Origin of the sequence: Nocardia shimofusensis NBRC 100134, from assembly GCF_001613125.1 — a bacterium.
Taxonomy (GTDB): Bacteria; Actinomycetota; Actinomycetes; order Mycobacteriales; family Mycobacteriaceae; genus Nocardia; species Nocardia shimofusensis.
Map to the genome: position 1 here is coordinate 139,409 of NZ_BDBT01000009.1, position 20,840 is coordinate 160,248.

Genomic DNA, 20,840 nt, shown 5'->3' on the forward strand with positions numbered 1-20,840 from the left:
AGCACGGTGACCCGCTCGCGGGGAGGTCAGATCTTCTTGACCACGCTGGACTTCAGCTGCATCGGGCCGATGCCGTCGACCTTGCAATCGATGTCGTGATCGCCGATCCCGGCGACCAGCCGGATGTTGCGGACCTTGGTGCCCGCCTTGATCCCGGTCGCGCTGCCTTTCACCTTCAGCGTCTTGACCACCGTCACGGTGTCGCCGTCCGACAGCACATTGCCGACGGCATCCCGGATCACCCCGTCCTCGGCGGCGTCGTCGCCGGCGGCCGCGCTCCATTCGTGCGCGCATTCGGGGCAGACGAGCAGCGCGCCCATCTCATAGGTGTACTCGCAGGAGCAGGCAGGGCAGGGTGGAAGTTCCGCGGTCATCGCCGGATGTCCTCTTTCGGTGGTTGTCGTGGCAGGCGGGGCTCAGCGGGCGGCGGGGCTCAGTGGCCCGAGAGGAAGTCGATGATCACGCGGTTGACCTCCTCGGGCCGTTCCAGATAGCCGTAGTGGCCGCAGCGCTCGATCTCGACGTAACGGGAGCCGGGGACGGCCGCGGCCACCTCCCGGCCGAGGAACGGCGGGGCCATCCGATCGTCGGCGAATCCGACGACCAGGCTCGGGGCGGTGATGCGCGCGTACGCGGCGAGGCGGTCCTGCGACCGGTCCATCCCCAACTGGGCGCGCACGCCCGCGGACGGTGTCGCGGAGGCGCCGAACTCGAAGATGTCGAGCCATTCCTGCGCCTTGGCGGGGTCCTGCACGGTGTGCGGGGAGAGGTTGAGCATCACCTTGATCGCCGCCGCGTATTCCGGCGGCAATTGGACGCGCTTGTCGTGCAATGCCCGCTCGCCCACGTTCAGTGTGCGCGCGAGCGGATGCGGACGGCCGACGGTGGCGAGCATGACCGCCTTGCGCACGAGTTCGGGGCGGGCCAGCGCGAGTTCTTGCACCACCCGCGCGCCCATCGAGGTGCCCACCACGTGCGCGGGGCCGCCGCCGAGGTGTTCGATCAGCGCGGCCGTGTCGGCGACCAGGTCCTCCACGCGCATGCCGCCTGCGCACTCGGCCGAGGGCGCGATACCGCGGTTGTCCATGGTCGCGACCCGGAATCCGGCGTCGACCAGCGCGGGCACCTGGTAGGTGCGCCATACTCGTCCGGGACTGCCTGCTCCCATGACCAGCACGACCAGCGGCCCCGTGCCGCTCACGTCGTAGCTGAGGGCGATCCCGTTGAGGGTGGCTATGGGCATGGTCCTTCTTTCGCGCGGGGGAGGCCGGTGGGCGTTCCCACTATCGGTGTGCCCGTCGATCTGATTGCATGATTTCTAAACTAGACACAATCATTCTAAAGGAGGCGCCCGTGACCGGGCGCTTCGCGTCGGCCCTCGCTCGGACGTCGACCGACCACGCCGGAATGACCGCGACGGAATGGTCGCGCGGGTGCGCGAGGTCGTCGAGTGACCGCGCCGGACGCGGCGGCTCGATGCCGTACAATATCCTGTACGACTTGATTGGAGGGTCTTCCTGTGGCCACGCTACCTATATCGACCGTGCGTCAGAATCTCTTCGCCCTGGTGAAACAGGTCAACGACGACCACGACACGGTCACCGTAGTGACAAAGACCGGCGAGAACGCGGTATTGGTTTCCGAATCGGATTGGAATTCGATGCAGGAGACCATGTATGTCCTTGCTACTCACGGTGGGGTCCGACTGCTCGAATCCGCGCGGGAAGCTCAGCGAGGAGAGTTCGAGACGCACGAATTGATGGACCCGGATGAGTGAGCGCAAGGTGGTGTTCACCAGATACGGCTGGGAGACTTACTCTTCCTGGCTGACTCGCGATCGCACGGTCTTGAAGGCCGCGAACAAACAGATCGCGGCCGCGCTCATCGACCCATTCAGGGGCGTGGGCAAGCCCGAGCCGCTCAAACATCACTTGTCCGGTCAATGGTCGCGCAGGATCACCCGCGAACATCGACTGGTGTATCAGGTGACCGAGACCGAAATCGTGATCGTCGCGGTGGGCGGGCACTACGACGAATAGCCGAAGTGCCCGCCCGCCACGCGGACCTGTGGTCTAGCGGAACGTCAGACGGACATCGTTCAAGACCGGTGCGTCGTCGCGCTCGACGGCGGTGGCGGCGATAATCAATTCGCCTTCGCCGCGCCAGATTCGGGCGCGGATTGTCTCGCCCGGGTAGAGCACGCCTGCGAAGCGGGCGCGGTAGCCGGTGACGCGGGTGGCGTCGGAGTCCAGGACGTTGTCGGTGGCCGCCTTGCAGACCAGGCCGTAGGTGCACAGGCCGTGCAGGATCGGGTTGGGGAACCCGGCGGCCCGGGCGAAGGCGGGGTCGGAGTGCAGGGGGTTGCGGTCGCCGAGCATGCGGTAGAGCAGGGCCTGCTGGGGGAGGGTCGGGATGAGCAGTTCGAGGTCCGGGTCCCGTTCGGGCAGTTCGGCTTTGGTGCTCGGGCCGCGTTCGCCGCCGAAACCGCCCTCGCCCTTGGCGAAGATGGAGGAACGGGTGGTCCACAGCGGTTCGCCGTCGGAGCCGGTGATGGTGTGCTCCTGCACGATCACCGCCGCCGAGCCCTTGTCCCACAGTTCGCTGACCCGGCCGGTGCTGGTCGCCTTGCCCGAGGCCGGGATCGGCCGGTGCACGTGAACCTCCTGGTGCGCGTGCACGACCTTGGCCAGGTCGATGTCGATGCCGGGGAAGCTCACTTTCGGCGGTTCGGTCTCGTGCAGTGTCTGGGCGACGGTGGCGAAGCTGGGCAGCACCTGGGGTTCGCGGTCGTCGAGGTAGCGCAACTCGGCCTGGTCGGTCCAGCGCGCGCCCGCGCCGAGACCCAGGTGGTAGAGCTGCACGTCGGAAGGGGTCCAGGCGAACTCCCGCGTGGGCAGCTCGGCCCCGAGCGCGACGGACGGATCGATGGGCATCGGATGTTCTCCTCGTGAAGCGGTGGATGGATGGGCCGTGCCTGCCGGTCATCCTGCGTCGCGAGCCCCGGTGCGGGGAACACCGGAGCCCACCGAGCGGACGCTTTGTTCAGGCCTGGGCCGAAGCGGTGGCCGCTTGCGCCTTCTTGCGTTCGACGATGTCGAGCACCGACAGGTAGCCGAAGGCGATGGCGGGGCCGATGGTCGCGCCGGGGCCCGCGTAGGTGTGACCCATGACCGGGGTCGAGCAGTTGCCGGAGGCGTACAGGCCGGGGATGGTGGTGCCGTCCTCGCGCAGCACGCGGCCGGAGGAGTCGGCGACCAGACCGCCCTTGGTGCCGAGGTCGCCCGGCACGATCTTGGCGGCGTAGAACGGCCCCTGCGAGATCTCGGCCAGGCACGGGTTGGGCTTGACCGTGGGATCGCCGTAGTAGCGGTCGTAATGGCTGTCGCCGCGACCGAAGTCGGCGTCCTTGCCGGTCTCGGCGAAGGTGTTGAAGCGCTGCACGGTCGCGGCCAGGTTCTGCGCGGGCACACCCATGACGCCTGCGAGCTCTTCGAGGGTCGCGGCCTTGACGATGTTGTCGTTCTCCATCCAGCGGGACGGGAATTTCAGGCCCGGCTGCAACCCGGCGAAGATGTAGCGGTCACGGTAGCGCTGGTCGAACACCAGCCACGCCGGGAGGTTCTCACCCGGCCCCTCGCCCTGACCGTACTCGCCGCCGTACATGGTGTGCCCGGCCTCCACGTACGGGGCGGACTCGTTGCCGAACCGCTTGCCCTCGGAGTTGACCATGATGCAGCCCGGCAGATTCCGCTCGGCCAGCGCGAACCACGGCTTGCCGTTCTTGAACACCGTCGGCCCCCACCACGCGTCCTCCATGAAGCCCACGTCGGCGCCCACGTCCATGCCCGCCAGGATGCCGTCGCCGGTGTTGGCGGCCGCGCCCGTCGTCCATTCGGTGGTGATCGGCGCGCGCTGGTACTTCTCGCGCATCTCGGCGTTGTGCTCGAATCCGCCGCTGCCCAGCACCACGCCGTAGCGCGCGGTGAACACCGTCGGCTTGCCGTCGTACACCGCCTCCACGCCGGTCACCACTCCGTCGGTGACGACGAGCTTGGTCATCGGCGTCTCGAGTAGCACCGGCACGTCGGCGTCGAGCAGGCCCTTGCGCATGGCGGCGATGATCGCCCGGCCCATGCCGACGATCTCCTTGCCGGTGAACTTTGCCAGGTAGGTGCGCGCGCCGACGCGCAGCGCCCGCATCATGCCCTTCGGATGGCGGCGGATCAGGTTCAGCCGCACGTAGTCGGCCTGCATGACCACGACATTCAGCGGCGCCTTGGCATACGGCGGCTCCAGCTTGTCCTTCTCCGCGCCGAGGACTTTCAGGTCGAACGGCTTGGGCTCGCAGGACCGGCCCTGGCCGAGACCGCCGGGCGCCTCCGGGTAGTAGTCGGAGTAGCCGGGCACCCACTTCATCTTCAGCGGGGTGTGGTCGAGCACGAAGTCGAAGGCCTCCGCGCCGCGGTCGATGTAGGTGTCGATCCGGTCCTTGGGCACCACGTCGCCGATGATGCTGTGCAGGTAGGTGCGCGCCTGCTCGCGGTCGTCGGGGCGGCCCGACGCGAGCAGCGCCTTGTTGCCGGGGATCCACACGCCGCCGCCGGAGCGGGCGGTCGAGCCACCGTAGTGCGCTGCCTTCTCGAGGACGACGACCCGCAGTCCGTGATGGGCGGCGGTGAGGGCGGCGGTCATGCCTGCGGCGCCGCTGCCGACGACCACCACGTCGTAGCTGTGTGGGTCAAGAACCGGATCAGTCATGTAGAACACGTTATAGAATGGACGCGCCGTTGGTCTATGTTGACAGGCAGAAGAGTTTTCTTACGTCCCATCAGCCGGGACAACTTGTTTCAGTTCGGAGTGGAGTGCATGGGCCTGGACGCTGGACTCGCCGCTGATATCACCGCGGATGTCATCGTGATCGGATTCGGCGCGGCGGGCGCCTGCGCGGCGCTGGAAGCGGCGGCCACCGGCGCCGACGTCCTGGTGCTGGAACGGTTCGCGGGCGGCGGCACCTCGGCGCTGTCGGGCGGGATCATCTACGCCGGTGGCGGCACCTCGGTGCAGCGCGCGGCCGGGGTGCAGGACTCGCCCGAGCAGATGCTGGCCTACCTGCGCCGCGAGGTCGGCGACGCGGTGTCGCCGGAGACGCTGCGGCGCTTCGTGGACGAGAGCCCCGCGATGATCGACTGGCTGTCCGGTCACGGCGTCCCGTTCGACGCCTCCCTGTGCCCGTACAAGACTTCGTATCCGAACGACAAGTACTACCTCTACTACAGCGGTAGCGAGGTCTCCGGCTACGGCCGCGAGGTGGCGGTGCCCGCACAGCGCGGCCATCGCGTCAAGGGGCGTGGCACCTCCGGCAAGAAGATGACCGCGCCGCTCATCGCCTCCGCGCTGCGCAACGGCGTGCGCGTCGAATACCTCACCACCGCCACCCGGCTGCTCACCGACGCCGAGGGCGCGGTGATCGGCGTCGAGTGCCGGACCCTGCGCGACGCTCCGGCCCGGGTGCGGTCGCGCTACCACCGGCTGGCCGCGATCGCCGCCAAACCGGGCATCTACTACCCGCCGTTGCGCAAAGCCCTGATGCGTCAGCTCGACGCGCTCGATCGTCGCTACGGCACCACCTTCCGGGTGCGGGCCGGACGCGGCGTCGTCGTGAGCGCGGGCGGTTTCATCTCCAACCGGGAAATGGTGCACCAGCACGGCCCGCAGTACCGGCACGGCCTGGAACTGGGCAGCATGGGCGACGACGGCAGCGGCATCCTGATGTCGCAGCAGGTCGGCGCGGCCACCGACCGGATGGGCAATATCTCGGCCTGGCGGTTCATCCTGCCGCCGAGCAGCTTTACCGGCGCACTGCTGGTCGACGCCCGCGGCCGCCGGGTGATCGACGAGACCCGCTACGGCGCGGCCGTCGGCAACCGGCTGGTCAACCAGCACGACGGCCAGGGCTGGATGCTCGCCGACGACGAACGCATGCGCACCGCGATCCGGCGCATCCGCACCGAAGCCGCCTGGTTCCAGCGCGCCCAGTTCGAAGTCATGCGCCGCAACGCCAGACGCGGCGACACCCTCGAGGCCGCGGCGCGCGCGGCGGGCATCGATCCGGCCGGCCTGCGCGCCACCGTCGAAGAGCACAACGCGGCGATCGCCTCCGGCGCGCCCGACCCGGTCGGCAAGCCGGCCGAATTCACCGAATCGGTCCGCGGCGGGCCCTATTGGCTGTTGGATGTAGGTATCAAGCCGAGCCTCACCAACCCCTGTCCGATGCTCACCCTCGGCGGAGTGGTCGTGGACGAGACCACCGGAGCGGTGACATCGACTGCCGGCCTGCCCATCCCCGGTCTGTTCGCGGCCGGCCGCACCGCCGTCGGCATCTGCTCGGAGTCCTACGTCAGCGGACTGTCGCTCGCCGACGCCGTGTTCTCCGGCCGCCGCGCCGGACGTCACGCGGCGCGCGTACCGGAACAGGCAACAGCGGAAGGAACCTAGCGTGCTCTCCGACGCCGTACGCATCGAACTCGCCGCCGAACTGGCGAAAGCCGAGGCGGATCGCATCGCCGTCGCCCCGCTGGTCGCCCGCCATCCGGACATCGACGTGGTCGACGCCTACGAGATCCAGCTGATCAACATCCGCCGCAGGCTGGACGCGGGCGCGCGCGTCGTCGGACACAAAGTAGGTCTGTCCTCCGCGGCGATGCAGCATATGATGGGCGTCGACGAACCCGACTACGGTCACCTGCTGGCCGAGATGGAGGTCTTCGAAGACGTCCCGGTGCCCGCGGGCAACTACCTGTACCCGCGGGTGGAAGTCGAGGTCGGGTTCGTGCTCGGCGCCGACCTGCCCGGCGAGGACTGCACCGAGGCCGACGTGCTGGCCGCCACCGACGCCTACGCCCCCGCGATCGAGCTGATCGACTCCAGGATCACCGACTGGAAGATCGGCCTCTGCGACACCATCTCCGACAACGCCTCTTCGGCCGGTTTCGTCCTCGGCCCGCAGCGTGTGGCACCCGCCGACATCGACGTCAAGGCCATCGACGCCGTGCTCGCCCGCAACGGCGAGGTCGTCGCAGAGGGCCGTAGTGACGCGGTGCTCGGTGACCCGGTGATCGCGGTGGCCTGGCTGGCCCGCAAGGTCGCCTCGTTCGGGGTGCGCTTGAAGAAGGGCGACATCGTGCTGCCCGGTTCCTGCACCCGCGCCATCGACGCCCGCCCCGGCGACGCCTTCCGCGCCGACTTCGCCGGATTGGGTTCCGTCCGCCTGAACTTCAGCTAGCACTGCCCACACGAGGAGGACGCTGTGACCGAAGACGGCACCGTCACCGCCGCGATCGTCGGGTCCGGCAACATCAGTACCGACCTGCTCTACAAACTGAGGCGCTCGCGGGTCATCGAACCGCGCTGGATGATCGGCATCGATCCCGACAGCGAAGGTCTGCGGCGCGCGAGCGGGCTCGGCCTGGAGACCTCGCACGAGGGCGTGGACTGGCTGCTGCGGCAGTCCGAACTGCCCGACGTGATCTTCGAGGCCACGTCCGCCTATGTTCATCGCGCCGCCGCTCCCCGCTACGCCGAGGCGGGCATCCGCGCCGTCGATCTGACCCCGGCCGCGGTCGGCCCGGCGGTCGTGCCGCCGGTGAACCTCGACGCCAATATCGACGCCCCGAACGTCAACATGATCACCTGCGGCGGTCAGGCCACCATCCCGATCGTGGCCGCCGTCTCGCGTGTGGTCCCGGTGCCCTACGCCGAGATCGTGGCCTCGGTGGCCTCGGTCTCGGCCGGGCCGGGCACTCGCGCCAATATCGACGAGTTCACCAAGACCACCAGCCGCGGCGTGGAGACCATCGGCGGCGCCCAGCGCGGCAAGGCCATCATCATCCTGAATCCGGCCGAGCCGCCGATGATCATGCGCGACACCATCTTCTGCGCCATCCCCGAAGACGCCGACACCGATGCCATCGCCGACTCCGTTCACCGGATGGTCGCCGACATCCAGCAGTACGTGCCCGGCTACCGGCTGCTCAACGAACCGCAGTTCGACGAGCCCTCGGTGATCTCCGGTGGACACGCGAAGGTGTCGGTGTTCGTCGAGGTCGAGGGCGCGGGCGACTTCCTGCCGCCGTACGCGGGCAACCTCGACATCATGACCGCGGCGGCCACGAAGGTCGGCGAGGTCATCGCCCAGCAGATCACCGCGGCCCGGGTCTGAGGAGGAGACGATCGCCATGGCTTATTCGGCAGAACTCGACATCCGCGTCACCGACACCTCGCTGCGTGACGGCTCGCACCACAAGCGCCACCAGTTCACCGCCACCGAGGTGCGCGACATCGTCGCCGCGCTGGACGGCGCGGGCGTGCCGGTCATCGAGGTCACCCACGGTGACGGACTCGGCGGCTCCTCGTTCAACTACGGGTTCTCCAAGACCCCGGAACAGGAACTGGTCGCCATCGCCGCGCAGACCGCGAAGCGGGCGAAGATCGCGGTGCTCATGCTGCCCGGCGTCGGCGTCAAGGAAGACATCACGATCGCCCGGGACAACGGCGCCGCCATCTGCCGCGTCGCCACGCACTGCACCGAGGCCGACGTGTCCGTGCAGCACTTCGGCCTGGCCCGTGAGCTGGGCCTGGAGACCGTGGGCTTCCTGATGATGTCGCACACCCAGCCCCCGGAGGTGCTGGCGAAGCAGGCCCGCGTCATGGCCGACGCCGGGTGCCAGTGCGTCTACATCGTCGACTCGGCGGGCGCGCTGGTGCTCGAACAGGTCTCCGACCGGGTGGCCGCCCTGGTCGCCGAACTGGGCGACGACGCCCAGGTCGGCTTCCACGGACACGAGAACCTCGACCTCGCCGTCGCCGACTCCATCTACGCCATTCGCGCGGGCGCCACCCAGATCGACGGCAGCGCAAGGCGATTCGGCGCGGGCGCGGGCAACACCCCCGTCGAGGCGCTGGTCGGCGTGTGCGACAAGCTCGGCATCCGCACCGGCATCGACTTCTTCGCCATCGCCGACGCCGCCGAGGACGTGGTACGCCCTGCTATGCCGCAGGAATGCCTGCTCGATCGTCAGTCGCTGATGATGGGCTACGCCGGGGTCTACTCCAGCTTCCTCAAGCACGCCGAGCGCCAAGCGGAGCGCTACGGGGTATCGGCGGCGCAGATGTTGGTGCGGGCCGGGCAGCGCAAGCTGGTCGGCGGGCAGGAGGACCAGCTCATCGACATCGCGCTGGAACTGCGGCGGGAGCAGCAGTCGGCGGAGGTGTCCTAGCGGGTTCGGTTTCCGTTCGCGATCCGGGGCGCCTTCGGAGGGCTGGAAACGTCCGCTGCCGGAACCGGACTGCGTAACCGGTCGGGGATCGGCGATACTCGGTATCGAAAGCGGGGGGTTCGATACCGGCGGTCTGCGCCGTCGTTCGGTCGTCCGTGCGGCTCGAACGATGACACAGGGGGAGTGGGGATCATGACGCGGGACCGCGAGGATGGGAACCAGCCGTACGAATCCGGCGGCGGGGCCTACGAATTCCCGCCGCTGGAGAAGCAGGGCAAGTCGGCGCAGTATCGCGCTGCGAGCGAGTTCGGTCCGCCTTTCCGGCCGCGGACCGAAAACAGGTTCGCGCCGGTGCCGCAGCCGACGAACCAGTCCGGCTCCGTCCCGCCACCCGGATACGGGCACGGTCCTGTGCCGCCGTCCGGATACCCTGTGCCGCCGCAGGGTTTTCGGTCCATCTCCGCGCCGCCGGGATATCCGTCGACCCCGACGGGGCCCACCCGCTTCCGCAGCGCGCCGCCGAACCGCCCCCACCGGTGGCCGCCCGCGTTCGGTGAACCTGGCCGCGGTCCAGGCGTCAAGGGCGGCAGCGCCGCCCCGTTCGCGGTGGTAGGCCTGCTGGCCGCCTTCGTCTTCGCCGTGCTGGTCGCCTGGGGCGACCACTCCTCGGATTCCGGCGCCTCCGCGACCAGCCGCGCCATGCCGACGCCCTCGGCGGCGCCGGCCACCACCGGGCGCAACACGACCACCGCACCGGCGACCACCACCCAGTCGTCGGCCGTGATCGCCGCGGTGCTCCCCGGCTACCAGGGCGTCGCGGTGGACTCGCGCGGTATCGCCTACGACGTCCCCGTGGGATGGACGGTCGACTCGCCGAGTGTCATCCGAGGCTTCGAGGGCGAGACGGGCCGCATCTCCGGCACCGGCACAGCGGTCGACGGCGAGGACTACTGCGGCGAGAACACCCGGACCCTCGCGTTCGTCAGCCGCGCACAGGAAACCGATCACGCCGCCACCGCCACCGAATTCGGCGCATCGACGGCCGAGATCGCCTACGACAGTTCCGGTTGGACTCGCCGCGTCACCGGCCCCGAACCGCTGACCACCCGCAGCGGCATCACTGGGTGGATGGTCGAGACCTCCGGCAACCAGACCCCCGATCCGGCCGAGTGCGCGACCGAGTATTCGGTCTACACCTTCGTGTTCCCGGGCACCGAGACCCCCGGGTTGATTCTCACCCTCGCCGCCGACCGCGGCGTCCCCGGCGAGGTCAGCCCCGAGCAGGCCCGCGAAATCTTCGGCACCGTCCGGCTCCTGAGCTGAGCCGCGAACTCGATGCGCGCAGTGCGAATCATCCGCGGTTGTCGAGAGGCTGATCTCGCTCGCGAGTAACCAACCAGTGAAATATCCTATATATTGGCTATGTATAGATTCGATATCTAAGGGGTGTGGGATGTCCAAACTGTTGATCGACGTGGATGATGAAGCGCTCGCTCAGGCGCAGCGGCTGCTGGGAACTTCCACGAAGAAGGACACAGTGAACGCCGCGCTGAACGAGGTCGCGAAGCGGCTCGAGCGGGTCGCCGCCCTCGGCGCGCTGAGTGAGATGGCTGAGCAGGGCGACTTCGACATCTTGCTCGACAAGGACAACTACCGCCGGTGATTTCGTATCTGATCGATACCTCGGCGGCTGTCCGGGTACTCGTCGATCCCGCGATCAGAAAGGCGTGGCACGAGACGATCACCGCCGGAGTGGTGGCCGTCTGCGACCCGGTCGAGCTGGAACTGTTGTATTCCGCGCGGTCTCTGGCCGATCGGATACGCAAGAAGGACTTGTTCGGCGAGCTCTTCGGGTGGGTCGTTACGCCGGACAGCGTGTGGAACAGGGCGCATCAAGTGCAGCAACTGCTTACCGAACGCGGGCAGCATCGCAGCGCAGGGATGTCGGAACTGCTGATAGCTGCGACCGCGGAGGCGCATGACCTCACCGTTCTGCACTACGACCGCGACTTCGAGACCGTCCGTGAAGCGACCGGCCAGCCGACCCAGTGGATTGCGCCTCCGGGCACCATCGCCTGACCTCAGCGACTCAGGCTCCGCGCGCGTCCCGGCGGGACTCGTCCGTGGTTCCCGGCCGGGTGCGCCGGGCGTGCTTGCCTCGGGCGACCTCGGTGGCCAGCGCGTCCAACGGCTGGCCGAATCCGTGCAGCGGATCGAGCAGACCGGTGAGCCATGCCCGAGCGGTCTCGATGCCGCTCGGGTCGAGGGTGTAGAGGCGGCGGGTGCCTTCGGCGCGCGCCGTGACCAGCCCGGCGTCGCGCAGCACCTTCAGATGCTGGGAGACGCCGGGCTGAGAGATCGAGGCCTGTTGCTGGACGGCCGCCACCAACTCGCCCGCGGGGCGTTCGCCGACCGCGAGCAGGGTGAGGATGTGACGGCGCAGGGGGTCGCCGAGCGCCTCGAAGATCTTCGCCGGGGGAACCGCCATCAGGACTCGGCGCCCGCCTCGGGCTCGGTCGTGTAGAACACGATGGTCTGCTCGGCGGCGGTGTGCGCGGCGGTGGGATCGTCGCCGTCGGCGATCGCCGCGTCGGCCCAGCCTTCGGCGGCGGTGCGGATGAAGGTCAGCCCCTCGGGGGTGGTGTGCAGGCTCATGGCCACCTCGGGGTCGACGGCCTCGCCGGTCTCGAGATGGATGCCCAGCCCCAGCAGCGCCAGATCCCAGCCGACGCCGACAGCGCCCGGCCCGAACTGCTCCCACATCTGCGGGTCCACCGGCGCCTCGTGCACCAGCTCGAGCTGCGTGCCGCTGCCGTCCTGGCTCAGCGTTACCGTCAGCCAGGACATATGGCCGCCGAACTCCCAGGTCACCGCGAATCGCTGCGGTTCCTGGCACTCTTCGACCACGCCACCCGCATTGCCCTCGAGCTGATACCGCCCGCCGACTTCCAGCTCCCCGCTCACCGGCAGGAACCATCGCGGCAGTCGCTCCGCGCTGGTCAGCGCCTCCCAGAGATCCTTCTGCCCGGTCGGATACGTCCGCCGGGCCACCGCGATCCGGGTGGAGTTCCCCTCCCTCGAGCCCGCGCGGATCTCCCTGGTCACCAGTCCGGCCGCGGCGGCCGGGTCCGTCAGTAGTGGCACGTCAACCTCCTTTGATAAGTTTCAACTTATAAAGTACACCTTACTCTGTCGGTTTGGTTGCCCGCCGGGCATTATCGAGGTGGACATCTACGGAGCCAGGGGCCGCACAGGGGGAGGTCGTGATCGATCCGGATGAAGCTGCGCACACCGGGGCAGCTGAGATATTCGGTACCAAGACGAGGGGTGTCACAGTCCGTGCTGCGCTCGAGGACGCGGTCAAACGTCGTAGGCGGCAGTCATTTCTGGACTGGCTCGCTGAGGGCGGACTCCCGGACCTGACCGGGGACGATCAGCCGAAAGGTCGAAGCGCCTCATGACGGAGTGGCGTCGAATCGCCGGATACAGCCGTATCGCAGCGCAATGCCCCGGATCGACGCGGCGACTCCGGGGCATGCTGAACGAGCGTAGGGCCTACAACCAGGTATCCAGCGTGGTGGTGGTGAGGAAGTGCTCGAGATCCGCGCGCCAAGGGGCGGGTGTGGTCTTCTCCGGCTCGATGGCGGTGTACTGGCCGCGGTAGAACAGCAGCGGTCGGCCGGACTCGGTCGATTCCGACAGCGAGAGCACGCGGCCGATGACGATGTAGTGATCGCCGCCGTCGACCACGCTGTCCACCCGGCATTCGATGGTGGCCAGCGCGTCGTCGAGGGCGGGCAGGCCGAGTTCGGTGGTGTGCCAGGGCACGCCGGCGAACTTGTCTTCTTCCCTGGAGCCGAAGCGCGCGCAGACCGGCTGTTGCGCCTCGGCCAGGATGTTGACGCAGAAGCTCCCGGACTTCTCGATCGCCGCCCAGGAGCGCGAGCCCTTGGTGGGGCAGAACAGCACCAGGGGCGGGTCCAGGGACAGGGCGGCGAACGACTGGCAGGCGAAGCCGACCGGCGGCGCGCTGTTCCCATCAGCGCCGCCGCCGTCGCCGAAGGTGGTGATGACGGTGATGCCGGTGCAGAACTGCCCGAGCACGGTGCGGAACTGCTTGGGATCGATCACCGGATGCCCGTCGGTGGTCACTGTCGTCGTCTCCATCGTGATTCGCCGTCCTGTCCTGAGGTCCCATCGCCGCGGGGCGGTATTACTCCGGGCGCATGCCCACGGAGAAGTCGTGACCCCACAGGCTGACCGCCGTGGATTCCCGCGCGATCCAGTCGTCGTCTTCGACTTCGAGCCCCTCGCAACCGAATTCGACGTCGAAACCGCCCGGCGTCTTCATGTAGAACGAGAGCATCTTGTCGTTGACGTGCCTGCCGAGGGTCGCCGACATCTTGACCTTCTTGCGCAGCGCGCGGTCCAGCGCCAAGCCCACATCGTCGGCGTTCTCCACCTCGATCATGAGGTGGACGATGCCGCTGGGGGTGGGCATCGGCAGGAACGCCAGCGAGTGATGGCGCGGGTTGCAGCCGAAGAAGCGCAGCCAGGCGGGGTCGCCGTCGGCGGGGCGGCCCATCATCTGCGGGGGCAGCCGCATGGAGTCGCGCAGCCGGAAGCCGAGCACATCGCGGTAGAACTCGAGGGCGGCCTGATCGTCGGAGGTGCTGAGCACGACGTGGCCCAAGCCTTGTTCCTCGGTGACGAAGCGATGACCGTAGGGGCTGACCACGCGGCGATGTTCCAGCGCCACACCGTGGAACGCCTCGAGGGTGTTGCCGGACGGGTCCTCGAAGCGGATCAGCTCGTAGACGCGCCGATCGGCCTTCTCCGCGTCGGTGCCTTCCTTGTAGGCCACGCCCGCGCGGTCGAGCCGGTCGCGAATGTCCTGCAGTTCGGCGGCGTTCGCGGTCTCCCAGCCGGAGACCAGCAGCCGGTCGGACTCGCCGGGCACGATCACCAGGCGGGCGGGGAACTCGTCCATACGCAGGTAGAGGGATTCGGGGTCGCTGCCCTTGCCCTCCACCATGCCGAGCACCTTCAGACCGTAGTCACGCCAGGCCGCCATGTCGGTGGCCTGGATGCGCAGGTAGCCGAGCGAACGGATACCCATGACTCATCCCTCCTTGCCCACGCCGGACAGGAAATCCGTGGTGAGCCGGTTGAATTCGTGGAACTTCTCCAACTGCGCCCAGTGCCCGCAGCCGCCGAACACGTGCAGCTGCACGCGCGGGATCATCTTGGTGGCCACGATGGCGCCGTCGAGCGGGTTGACCCGATCCTCGCGGCCCCAGACCAACAGCACCGGCTGACGCAGCTTGTAGGCGTCGCGCCACAGCATGCCGAGCTCGAAGTCCGGACCGGCGAAGGACTTGCCCATCGCCCGGGTCGCGGCCAGCGACTCGGGGGTGTTGGCCGAGGCGAAGCGTTCATCGATCAGCTCGTCGGTGATCAGCTTCTGGTCGAAGACCATGATGCGCAGGAACGCCTCGAGGTTCTCGCGCGTCGGCTGGAAGTTGAAGCGCGAGAGCAGCTTCACGCCCTCGGTCGGGTCCGGCGCGTAGGCGTTCATGCTCAGGCCGCCGGGGCCCATCAACACCAGCTTGCCCGCGCGATCCGGGTAGTCCAGCGCGAAGCGGGTCGCCGCGCCGCCGCCGAGCGAATTGCCCAGCAGGTGCACCCGGTCGGTGACGCCGAGAGTGTCGAGCAGGTCTTTCAGCGCCGACGCCGAGTGCGCGAAGTACTGCGGATGGTCGACGGGCTTGTCCGACTGCCCGAATCCGGGCTGATCCACCGCGAGCACGTGGAAATTCTGCGCCAGCACCGGGATGTTGCGGGCGAAGTTCGACCAGGACGAGGCGCCGGGGCCGCCGCCGTGCAGCAGCACGATGGTGGGGCCGTTGCCGACGCCCGCCTCGTGGTAGTGCAGTTTCAGATCCGGGCGGACCTGGGCGAATCGGGAGGTCGATTCGTAGGTGATCGGATCCGTCGCCGTGTCGGTCGAGGTCATCAGACCATCCCGTCGGTGATCGGCAGACCGAACTCGTGCGTGCCGTACATGACGTAGGCGCGCTCGGGATCGTTGGCGGCGTGCACCCGCCCGGCGTGCGCGTCGCGCCAGAAGCGCTGCAGCGGAGTGCCGTTGGTCAGCGCGGTGGCGCCCGATGCCTCGAACAGCTTGTCGATGGAGGCGATGGCGCGCCCGGTGGCGCGAACCTGGTCGCGCCGCGCCCGCACGCGCAGATCCAGCGGGATGTCCTCGCCCGCCACGAGCAGCGCGTATTCGTCGGCGACATTGCCCGACAGCTGGCGCCAGGCGGCGTCGATATCGCTGGAGGCTTCGGCGACGCGCACCTTGGTGAACGGGTCGTCCTTGGCCTTCTCGCCCGCGTACGCGGCGCGCACCCGCTTGCCCTGGTGTTCGACGTGCGCGGCGTAGGCGCCGTAGGCCATGCCGACGATCGGGGCGGAGATGGTGGTGGGGTGGATGGTTCCCCACGGCATCTTGTAGACCGGGTCGGTGTTGCGCTCGAGGCCGGGCGAGGCCAGCTCGTTCATGGTGCGGAAGCTCAGGAAGCGGTGCCTGGGCACGAAGACCTCGTCGACGACCACGGTGTTGGAGCCGGTGCCGCGCAGGCCGACCACGTTCCAGACGTCGTCGATGCGGTAGTCCGAGCGCGGGATCAGGAAGCTGCCGAAGTCGACCGGCTTGCCGTCCTTGATCACCGGGCCACCGACGACCACCCAGGTCGCGTGATCCGAACCCGAGGACCAGGCCCACGCGCCCTTGACGATGTAGCCGCCGTCGACCGCGGTGCCGATGCCCATCGGGGCGTAGGAGGAGGAGATGCGGACATCGGTGTCCTCGCCCCACACGTCTTCCTGGGCCTGCTGGTCGAACAGCGCCAGATGCCAGTTGTGCACGCCGATGATGCCGGCCACCCAGCCGGTCGAACCGCAGGCCGACGCGAGGGTGCGGACGGTGTCGTAGAAGACGACCGGGTCGGCGGCGTAGCCGCCCCACTGCTTGGGCTGCAGCAGTCGGAAGAAGCCGGTCTCCTGGAGAGACTTGATGCTTTCCTCGGGAATGCGCCGCAGATCTTCTGCCTCCTGCGCGCGCTCGCGCAGCGTCGGCAACAGCGCTTCGACCCGTTCGGTCACTTCTTGCGTCATCTCGGACCTGCTCCTGCCTGGTCGGATTGGTAACCGGTACTCATTTGCTTCTGAGACTAGAACACGTTCTTATTTATGTCGAGAAGTGGGACTCTTTGCAGGTCTACCAATGACCTTTGGTACCAAACCACGCCGATCACTGGCGTGGAACGGGACATTTTTGTAACGTGTTCTAGTACCGAAGGAGGAGGAATCGCGATGGGAGTTACCCCGAGCAACGGGCCAGGTGGCGCCGGTGCGCGCGGTGGAGCCAAAGTCAGGGAGCTCGATGTGGGCACTACGCCCACCCGGTACGCGCGTGGCTGGCACTGCCTCGGTTTGGCCAAGGACTTCCGTGACGGCAAGCCGCACTCGGTGAAGGCCTTCGGCACCAAGCTCGTGGTCTGGGCCGACAGTGCGGGTGAGCTGCGCGTGCTCGACGCCTACTGCAGGCATATGGGCGGCGACCTGAGCATGGGCGAGGTCAAGGGCGACGAGATCGCCTGCCCGTTCCACGACTGGCGCTGGTCGGGTGAGAACGGCAAGTGCACCTCGATTCCGTACGCGCGTCGTGTGCCGCCGCTGGCCCGCACCCGCAAGTGGACCACCCTCGAGCGCAACGGTCAGTTGTACGTCTGGCACGACCACGAAGGCAACCAGCCGCCGGAAGACGTGACCATTCCGTTCATCGAGGGCCCGTACGCGAGCACCGACGGCACGCCCACCGACGGCCTGGACGGCAACTGGACCGAGTGGACCTGGAACAGGATCGAGATCGACGGCGCCAACTGCCGCGAGATCATCGACAACGTCGTCGACATGGCCCACTTCTTCTACATCCACTACGCCTACCCGACGTACTTCAAGAACGTCTTCGAGGGGCATGTGGCCACCCAGTTCCTGGAGACCAAGGGTCGCCCGGACGTGGGTATGGCGGCCAAGTACGGCGGTGAGACGCTGCTCAAATCCGAAGCGTCCTATTTCGGGCCGTCCTACATGATCAATCCGCTGGTCAATATCTACGGCGGTTACGAGATCAAAGTCGTGCTGATCAACTGCCATTACCCGGTCACGCAGGATTCGTTCGTCCTGCAATACGGCTTGACGGTGGAGAAGCCGAAGGGTCTCGACGACGAGACCGCGACCAGGCTCGCCCAGACGATGACCGAGTTCTTCGGCACCGGCTTCCTGCAGGACGTCGAGATCTGGAAGCACAAGTCCAAGGTCGAGAACCCGCTGCTGTGCGAGGAAGACGGCCCGGTCTATCAGCTGCGCCGCTGGTACGACCAGTTCTATGTGGACGCCGCCGACGTGACCGAGAAGATGACCCAGCGCTTCGAGTTCGAGGTGGACACCACCAAGGCGAACGAGGCATGGGAGGCCGAGGTGGCCGAGAATCTGCGTCGCAAGCGCGAGGCCGAAGCGGCCGCCGAGGCGGAGAAGTCCGAAGCCGAGGCCGGAGTCTGATGACCGCGAGCTGGGCCAAGGCGCCGGACTTCGCCGATCAGCCCGCGCGGCGGGCGGCGGTGCAGGCCCAGACCGCGCTGGACAAAAAGCACTATCTCGATGACGGGATGACACCCCTGCAGTGCCAGGGGTGTCGTTCCCGCGTCCTGGTGCGCAAATACAGCACGCACCAGACTTCGGTCCAGTGGACCGAGCCACCGGAAACCCACTGCCCGGTCTTCGCCCGGCTGGCCGAGCAGGGGGCCGGTCCCGGCAGGCCCGAAGGCTGCGCGCAGCTGGAGAAGACCATCAAATGGGCGGTGGACGAGGGCGTGCTCGAGGTCCCGGAGTAGCCCTTCGGGCAGGGGCCTCTCCGAGTCGACACTCTTCTGTCCGCGATCACGCACACTCTGTGTATGCGACGGATGAGCACTGCCGAGGTACGCGCCGACCCGGCGGCTGTGGAGGAAACGGCGTACCTGCTCGGCACGCCGGCCAACGCCCGTCGTCTGGAGCGTTCACTCGCTGAGCATCGAGGCGGGGAGGCAGTCGCGCGCGAACTGATTTCCGTGGAAGACGAGTGAAGGTCGCCTTCACATCGGCCTGGTAGGTGTCGCCTATCGCTTCCGCCACGGAGAGTGAACGCCGAAGGGGGGCGCTCAGTCGAGTCGGAAGTCGGCGAAGTCGAAACCCGGGGCGACCACACAGCTCACCAAGACGTGCCGGTCGCCCAGGGGGCGAGCGGACTGGCTGACGCCGCCCGGCACGATCGCCTGCGGCTGTTGGCCGGCCGCGAGATCGGGGCCGAGAACGATCTGGCGGGCACCGATGTCGAGCACGAGCGGACCGCCGTCGTGCCAGAACCACAGTTCGTCCGAGCGCACCGTGTGCGGTGCGGAGTGTTCGCCGGGCATCAGCAGGAACAGAATCGCGGTGGCGGACGCCCGCGGGCCGGGGTATCCGGCAGGCGTGAACGCCACCGAGCTTCGCCATGTCTCGCGGTACCACCCGCCCTCGGGGTGCGGGCTCAGATCGAGGGCGGCTGCCATGGCCGGGCGATCGTCGGTCATCCCTGAACTCTATGCCGATCGACGTCTGGCAGTCTGTGTGCAGGCCCGCCGGGGATTGCAGTATGGACTGACCTTGCTGCAATGGCTTCGTGTTCTCCATAATTTTGGCGTCAGTTGTTCAGCAACGTCAGACTGTCCCAAAATTTTGGATAAACTTTGGGTATGGAGAGCGGGGAAGCTTCGGCTCTGATCGCGGGTGGCGAGAGTCTGTCGGTCGAGTTCAAGCGCGGTGCGGCGAACAAGTTCAACGACTCGGATCTGGTCGAGACGGTAGTCTGCCTCGCCAACGGCGCTGGTGGAGTTCTCCTCATCGGAGTCGAGGACAACGGGCAGGTTACCGGTGCGGAGCCACGGCACGGTCATCGAACGGATCCGCGAAGGATCGACGCTTTGATCGCGAATCGGACCATACCGCTGCTGCAGACCCGGACCACTCTGGTGCAGGTGGACGACAAAGAGATCATCGCGATCGAAGTTCCTGAGGCGACCCGAGTCGTCGGGACAACTGGCGGCCTCTACGTCCGGCGAACCCTGAAGATCGACGGTACTCCGCAGTGCGTTCCCTTTCCCGCTCACGACATGCTGGCTCACGAGATCGATCGGGGCGCACTGGATTTCGCATCATTGCCTGCTCGCGGTGCGACCTTGGCGGACCTCGACCCGATGGAGTTCGAGCGCTTTCGGCGAATGGCACAGACAGCCGATGCGGACTCCGTTATCGCGGACCTCTCGGATGTCGAGATCTGCCGAGCTCTCGGCCTTCTGCGGTCGACCGACGGCAATTATGATCAGCCAACTCTGGGGGCGATCCTCCTGTTCGGGCACGAGCAGTCGATCGTCGCGCATATCCCCAATCATGAGGCCGCGTTCCAGCTCTTCAGCGGACTGGCAGTGCAGGTCAACCATTTCATGCGTGGACCGTTGCTCGCGGTGGCCGAGCAACTGCTCGAGCGGGTGTCCGCTTGGAATCGTGAAGAGGAGCTGCAGTTCGGGCTGCTGAGGGTGTCGATTCCCAGGGTGCCCATGATCGCGGCGCGTGAGGCGATTGCGAATGCCTTGGTGCACCGCGACTACACGGCGCTCGGGCCGGTACGTGTTGTCATCAACGACGACAGTTTCGAGGTGACGAGCCCCGGCGGATTCCCTCCGGGAGTGCGATTGGACAATCTGTTGTCTGTCTCGCATCCTCGGAGTCCACTGCTCGCAGATGCTTTTCGCCGCGCCGGTATCGTCGAGCGAAGTGGACGTGGCATCAGTCAGATGTACGCCGCTTTATTGCGAATCGGGCGAGATGCGCCGGACTACGGACTTTCGGATGATCGCTCCGTCCGTGCAGTCATTCCACTCGGTCACGCGGATATCCAGTTGGCGCGGTTGGTGCTGCAGCGAGAAGAGTCCACCGGCCGACCGATGCGATTGTTCGACCTGCAAGTTCTGCACGAGCTGCGGCGGCAGACGAAGATGACTTCCGCGGAGATCGCCGGACAATTGCACCGCACCGACGGGGAGACCCGCGCAGGTCTCGGGCGTATGGCAGAGGAAGGCCTTATCGAGCTGCGAGGCACTGGCCGCGGCCGCACCTACCATCTGTCGGCTGCGGTATACCGCGCGCTGGATCGGCCTTCTGCCTATGTCCGGATTCGTGGAACGGACCCGATTCAACAAGAGCAGATGGTGCTGCAATTCATCGAATCGGAAGGGGCGATCACCCGAGCGCAAGCGGCTGAACTCTGCATGTTGACATCGGAGCAGGCCAAGTTGCTGCTGCGCCGAATGGTCGAGAGGGGGAATCTCGTCATGCAGGGCGCGCGACGGACGGCACGGTATGTCAGGCCGGGATCGGAGTCCGGAGGCTGAGAACGCGCCGAGATACGCGCAACCCCGGCGATCA

At 67.4% G+C, this 20,840-nt stretch carries 24 protein-coding genes; 13 read left to right on the forward strand and 11 right to left on the reverse strand.

All coding sequences use genetic code 11. From position 1 onward, the window contains the following. Window positions 1-26: 26 nt before the first annotated feature. On the reverse strand, window positions 27-374 hold the full coding sequence (locus NS3_RS12545) for a zinc ribbon domain-containing protein YjdM (RefSeq protein WP_067858540.1): 348 nt from the start codon (window positions 372-374) through the stop codon (window positions 27-29). A gap of 59 nt (window positions 375-433) precedes the next feature. Then, window positions 434-1,243, reverse strand: coding sequence for an alpha/beta fold hydrolase (locus NS3_RS12550; protein WP_067858544.1), 810 nt, complete (start codon window positions 1,241-1,243; stop codon window positions 434-436). A 276-nt stretch (window positions 1,244-1,519) separates the two neighbouring features. Between NS3_RS12550 and NS3_RS12555 the strand changes: the two genes are divergently transcribed. Together NS3_RS12555 and NS3_RS12560 are read left to right on the forward strand one after the other, a co-directional pair. Next, window positions 1,520-1,777, forward strand: a complete 258-nt coding sequence (locus NS3_RS12555) for a type II toxin-antitoxin system Phd/YefM family antitoxin (protein WP_067858547.1) — start codon at window positions 1,520-1,522, stop codon at window positions 1,775-1,777. Further along, window positions 1,770-2,039 (forward strand): Txe/YoeB family addiction module toxin, encoded by a 270-nt coding sequence (locus NS3_RS12560; protein WP_067858550.1) that lies wholly within the window; start codon window positions 1,770-1,772, stop codon window positions 2,037-2,039. Before NS3_RS12555 ends, NS3_RS12560 begins: the two co-directional genes overlap by 8 nt. A 33-nt stretch (window positions 2,040-2,072) precedes the next feature. Here NS3_RS12560 and chsH3 read toward each other — a convergent pair whose 3' ends face one another. Continuing rightward, window positions 2,073-2,933, reverse strand: coding sequence for an enoyl-CoA hydratase ChsH3 (gene chsH3, locus NS3_RS12565; RefSeq protein ID WP_067858553.1), 861 nt, complete (start codon window positions 2,931-2,933; stop codon window positions 2,073-2,075). 109 nt (window positions 2,934-3,042) lie between these two features. Then, window positions 3,043-4,758, reverse strand: a complete 1,716-nt coding sequence (gene kstD, locus NS3_RS12570) for a 3-oxosteroid 1-dehydrogenase (protein WP_067858881.1) — start codon at window positions 4,756-4,758, stop codon at window positions 3,043-3,045. A gap of 108 nt (window positions 4,759-4,866) precedes the next feature. Here kstD and NS3_RS12575 point away from each other — a divergent pair, with 108 nt between their 5' ends. The 7 genes from NS3_RS12575 (at window position 4,867) to NS3_RS12605 (ending at window position 11,354) form a co-directional block, all read left to right on the forward strand. After that, complete coding sequence (locus tag NS3_RS12575) at window positions 4,867-6,495, forward strand: FAD-binding protein (protein WP_067858556.1); 1,629 nt, start codon at window positions 4,867-4,869, stop codon at window positions 6,493-6,495. A gap of 1 nt (window position 6,496) precedes the next feature. After that, complete coding sequence (locus NS3_RS12580) at window positions 6,497-7,282, forward strand: 2-keto-4-pentenoate hydratase (RefSeq protein ID WP_067858559.1); 786 nt, start codon at window positions 6,497-6,499, stop codon at window positions 7,280-7,282. A 24-nt stretch (window positions 7,283-7,306) separates the two neighbouring features. After that, on the forward strand, window positions 7,307-8,218 hold the full coding sequence (locus NS3_RS12585; RefSeq protein ID WP_067858562.1) for an acetaldehyde dehydrogenase (acetylating): 912 nt from the start codon (window positions 7,307-7,309) through the stop codon (window positions 8,216-8,218). A gap of 16 nt (window positions 8,219-8,234) precedes the next feature. Next, the gene (dmpG, locus tag NS3_RS12590) at window positions 8,235-9,275 is read left to right on the forward strand and encodes a 4-hydroxy-2-oxovalerate aldolase (RefSeq protein WP_067858565.1); all 1,041 of its coding nucleotides are present in this window, start codon (window positions 8,235-8,237) and stop codon (window positions 9,273-9,275) included. Between the two features lie 192 nt (window positions 9,276-9,467). Further along, complete coding sequence (locus NS3_RS12595) at window positions 9,468-10,598, forward strand: DUF8017 domain-containing protein (RefSeq protein ID WP_157101294.1); 1,131 nt, start codon at window positions 9,468-9,470, stop codon at window positions 10,596-10,598. A 130-nt stretch (window positions 10,599-10,728) separates the two neighbouring features. Continuing rightward, window positions 10,729-10,938, forward strand: coding sequence for a type II toxin-antitoxin system VapB family antitoxin (locus NS3_RS12600; RefSeq protein WP_067858571.1), 210 nt, complete (start codon window positions 10,729-10,731; stop codon window positions 10,936-10,938). Continuing rightward, window positions 10,935-11,354, forward strand: a complete 420-nt coding sequence (locus tag NS3_RS12605) for a PIN domain nuclease (protein WP_067858574.1) — start codon at window positions 10,935-10,937, stop codon at window positions 11,352-11,354. The genes NS3_RS12600 and NS3_RS12605 overlap by 4 nt, the downstream gene beginning before the upstream one ends. Window positions 11,355-11,364: 10 nt before the next feature. Here the strand turns inward: NS3_RS12605 and NS3_RS12610 are convergent, their stop codons facing one another. From NS3_RS12610 to hsaA, 6 genes are all read right to left on the reverse strand, one after another. Then, the gene (locus NS3_RS12610) at window positions 11,365-11,763 is read right to left on the reverse strand and encodes an ArsR/SmtB family transcription factor (protein WP_067858577.1); all 399 of its coding nucleotides are present in this window, start codon (window positions 11,761-11,763) and stop codon (window positions 11,365-11,367) included. After that, on the reverse strand, window positions 11,763-12,419 hold the full coding sequence (locus NS3_RS12615; protein ID WP_067858579.1) for an SRPBCC family protein: 657 nt from the start codon (window positions 12,417-12,419) through the stop codon (window positions 11,763-11,765). Before NS3_RS12615 ends, NS3_RS12610 begins: the two co-directional genes overlap by 1 nt. A 411-nt stretch (window positions 12,420-12,830) precedes the next feature. After that, the gene (hsaB, locus tag NS3_RS12620) at window positions 12,831-13,442 is read right to left on the reverse strand and encodes a 3-hydroxy-9,10-secoandrosta-1,3,5(10)-triene-9,17-dione monooxygenase reductase subunit (RefSeq protein ID WP_067858582.1); all 612 of its coding nucleotides are present in this window, start codon (window positions 13,440-13,442) and stop codon (window positions 12,831-12,833) included. Window positions 13,443-13,488: 46 nt separating this feature from the next. Then, on the reverse strand, window positions 13,489-14,394 hold the full coding sequence (hsaC, locus tag NS3_RS12625) for an iron-dependent extradiol dioxygenase HsaC (RefSeq protein ID WP_067858585.1): 906 nt from the start codon (window positions 14,392-14,394) through the stop codon (window positions 13,489-13,491). A 3-nt stretch (window positions 14,395-14,397) separates the two neighbouring features. Further along, window positions 14,398-15,291 carry a 4,5:9,10-diseco-3-hydroxy-5,9,17-trioxoandrosta-1(10),2-diene-4-oate hydrolase gene (gene hsaD / locus NS3_RS12630; protein ID WP_067858587.1) on the reverse strand — a complete coding sequence of 298 codons (894 nt, stop codon included), beginning with the start codon at window positions 15,289-15,291 and terminating at the stop codon, window positions 14,398-14,400. Next, entirely contained in the window at window positions 15,291-16,454 is a 1,164-nt protein-coding gene (hsaA, locus tag NS3_RS12635; RefSeq protein WP_067858590.1) for a 3-hydroxy-9,10-secoandrosta-1,3,5(10)-triene-9,17-dione monooxygenase oxygenase subunit, read from the reverse strand. Before hsaA ends, hsaD begins: the two co-directional genes overlap by 1 nt. A gap of 198 nt (window positions 16,455-16,652) precedes the next feature. On the opposite strand from hsaA, the gene NS3_RS12640 reads away from it, so the two are divergent. The 3 genes from NS3_RS12640 to NS3_RS29045 all read left to right on the forward strand — a co-directional run bounded on the left by NS3_RS12640 (window position 16,653) and on the right by NS3_RS29045 (window position 18,463). Beyond that, window positions 16,653-17,900 carry a 3-ketosteroid-9-alpha-monooxygenase, oxygenase component gene (locus NS3_RS12640; RefSeq protein WP_067858593.1) on the forward strand — a complete coding sequence of 416 codons (1,248 nt, stop codon included), beginning with the start codon at window positions 16,653-16,655 and terminating at the stop codon, window positions 17,898-17,900. Then, a complete protein-coding gene (locus NS3_RS12645) occupies window positions 17,900-18,232 on the forward strand; it encodes a hypothetical protein (RefSeq protein WP_067858596.1) in 333 nt (110 codons plus the stop codon). Before NS3_RS12640 ends, NS3_RS12645 begins: the two co-directional genes overlap by 1 nt. A 72-nt stretch (window positions 18,233-18,304) precedes the next feature. Beyond that, window positions 18,305-18,463, forward strand: a complete 159-nt coding sequence (locus NS3_RS29045) for a type II toxin-antitoxin system Phd/YefM family antitoxin (protein WP_157101295.1) — start codon at window positions 18,305-18,307, stop codon at window positions 18,461-18,463. A gap of 75 nt (window positions 18,464-18,538) precedes the next feature. Here the strand turns inward: NS3_RS29045 and NS3_RS12650 are convergent, their stop codons facing one another. Then, on the reverse strand, window positions 18,539-18,949 hold the full coding sequence (locus NS3_RS12650; RefSeq protein WP_067858599.1) for a cupin domain-containing protein: 411 nt from the start codon (window positions 18,947-18,949) through the stop codon (window positions 18,539-18,541). Window positions 18,950-19,111: 162 nt separating this feature from the next. Between NS3_RS12650 and NS3_RS12655 the strand changes: the two genes are divergently transcribed. After that, window positions 19,112-20,806 carry an RNA/DNA-binding domain-containing protein gene (locus NS3_RS12655; RefSeq protein ID WP_067858601.1) on the forward strand — a complete coding sequence of 565 codons (1,695 nt, stop codon included), beginning with the start codon at window positions 19,112-19,114 and terminating at the stop codon, window positions 20,804-20,806. Window positions 20,807-20,840: the final 34 nt, after the last annotated feature.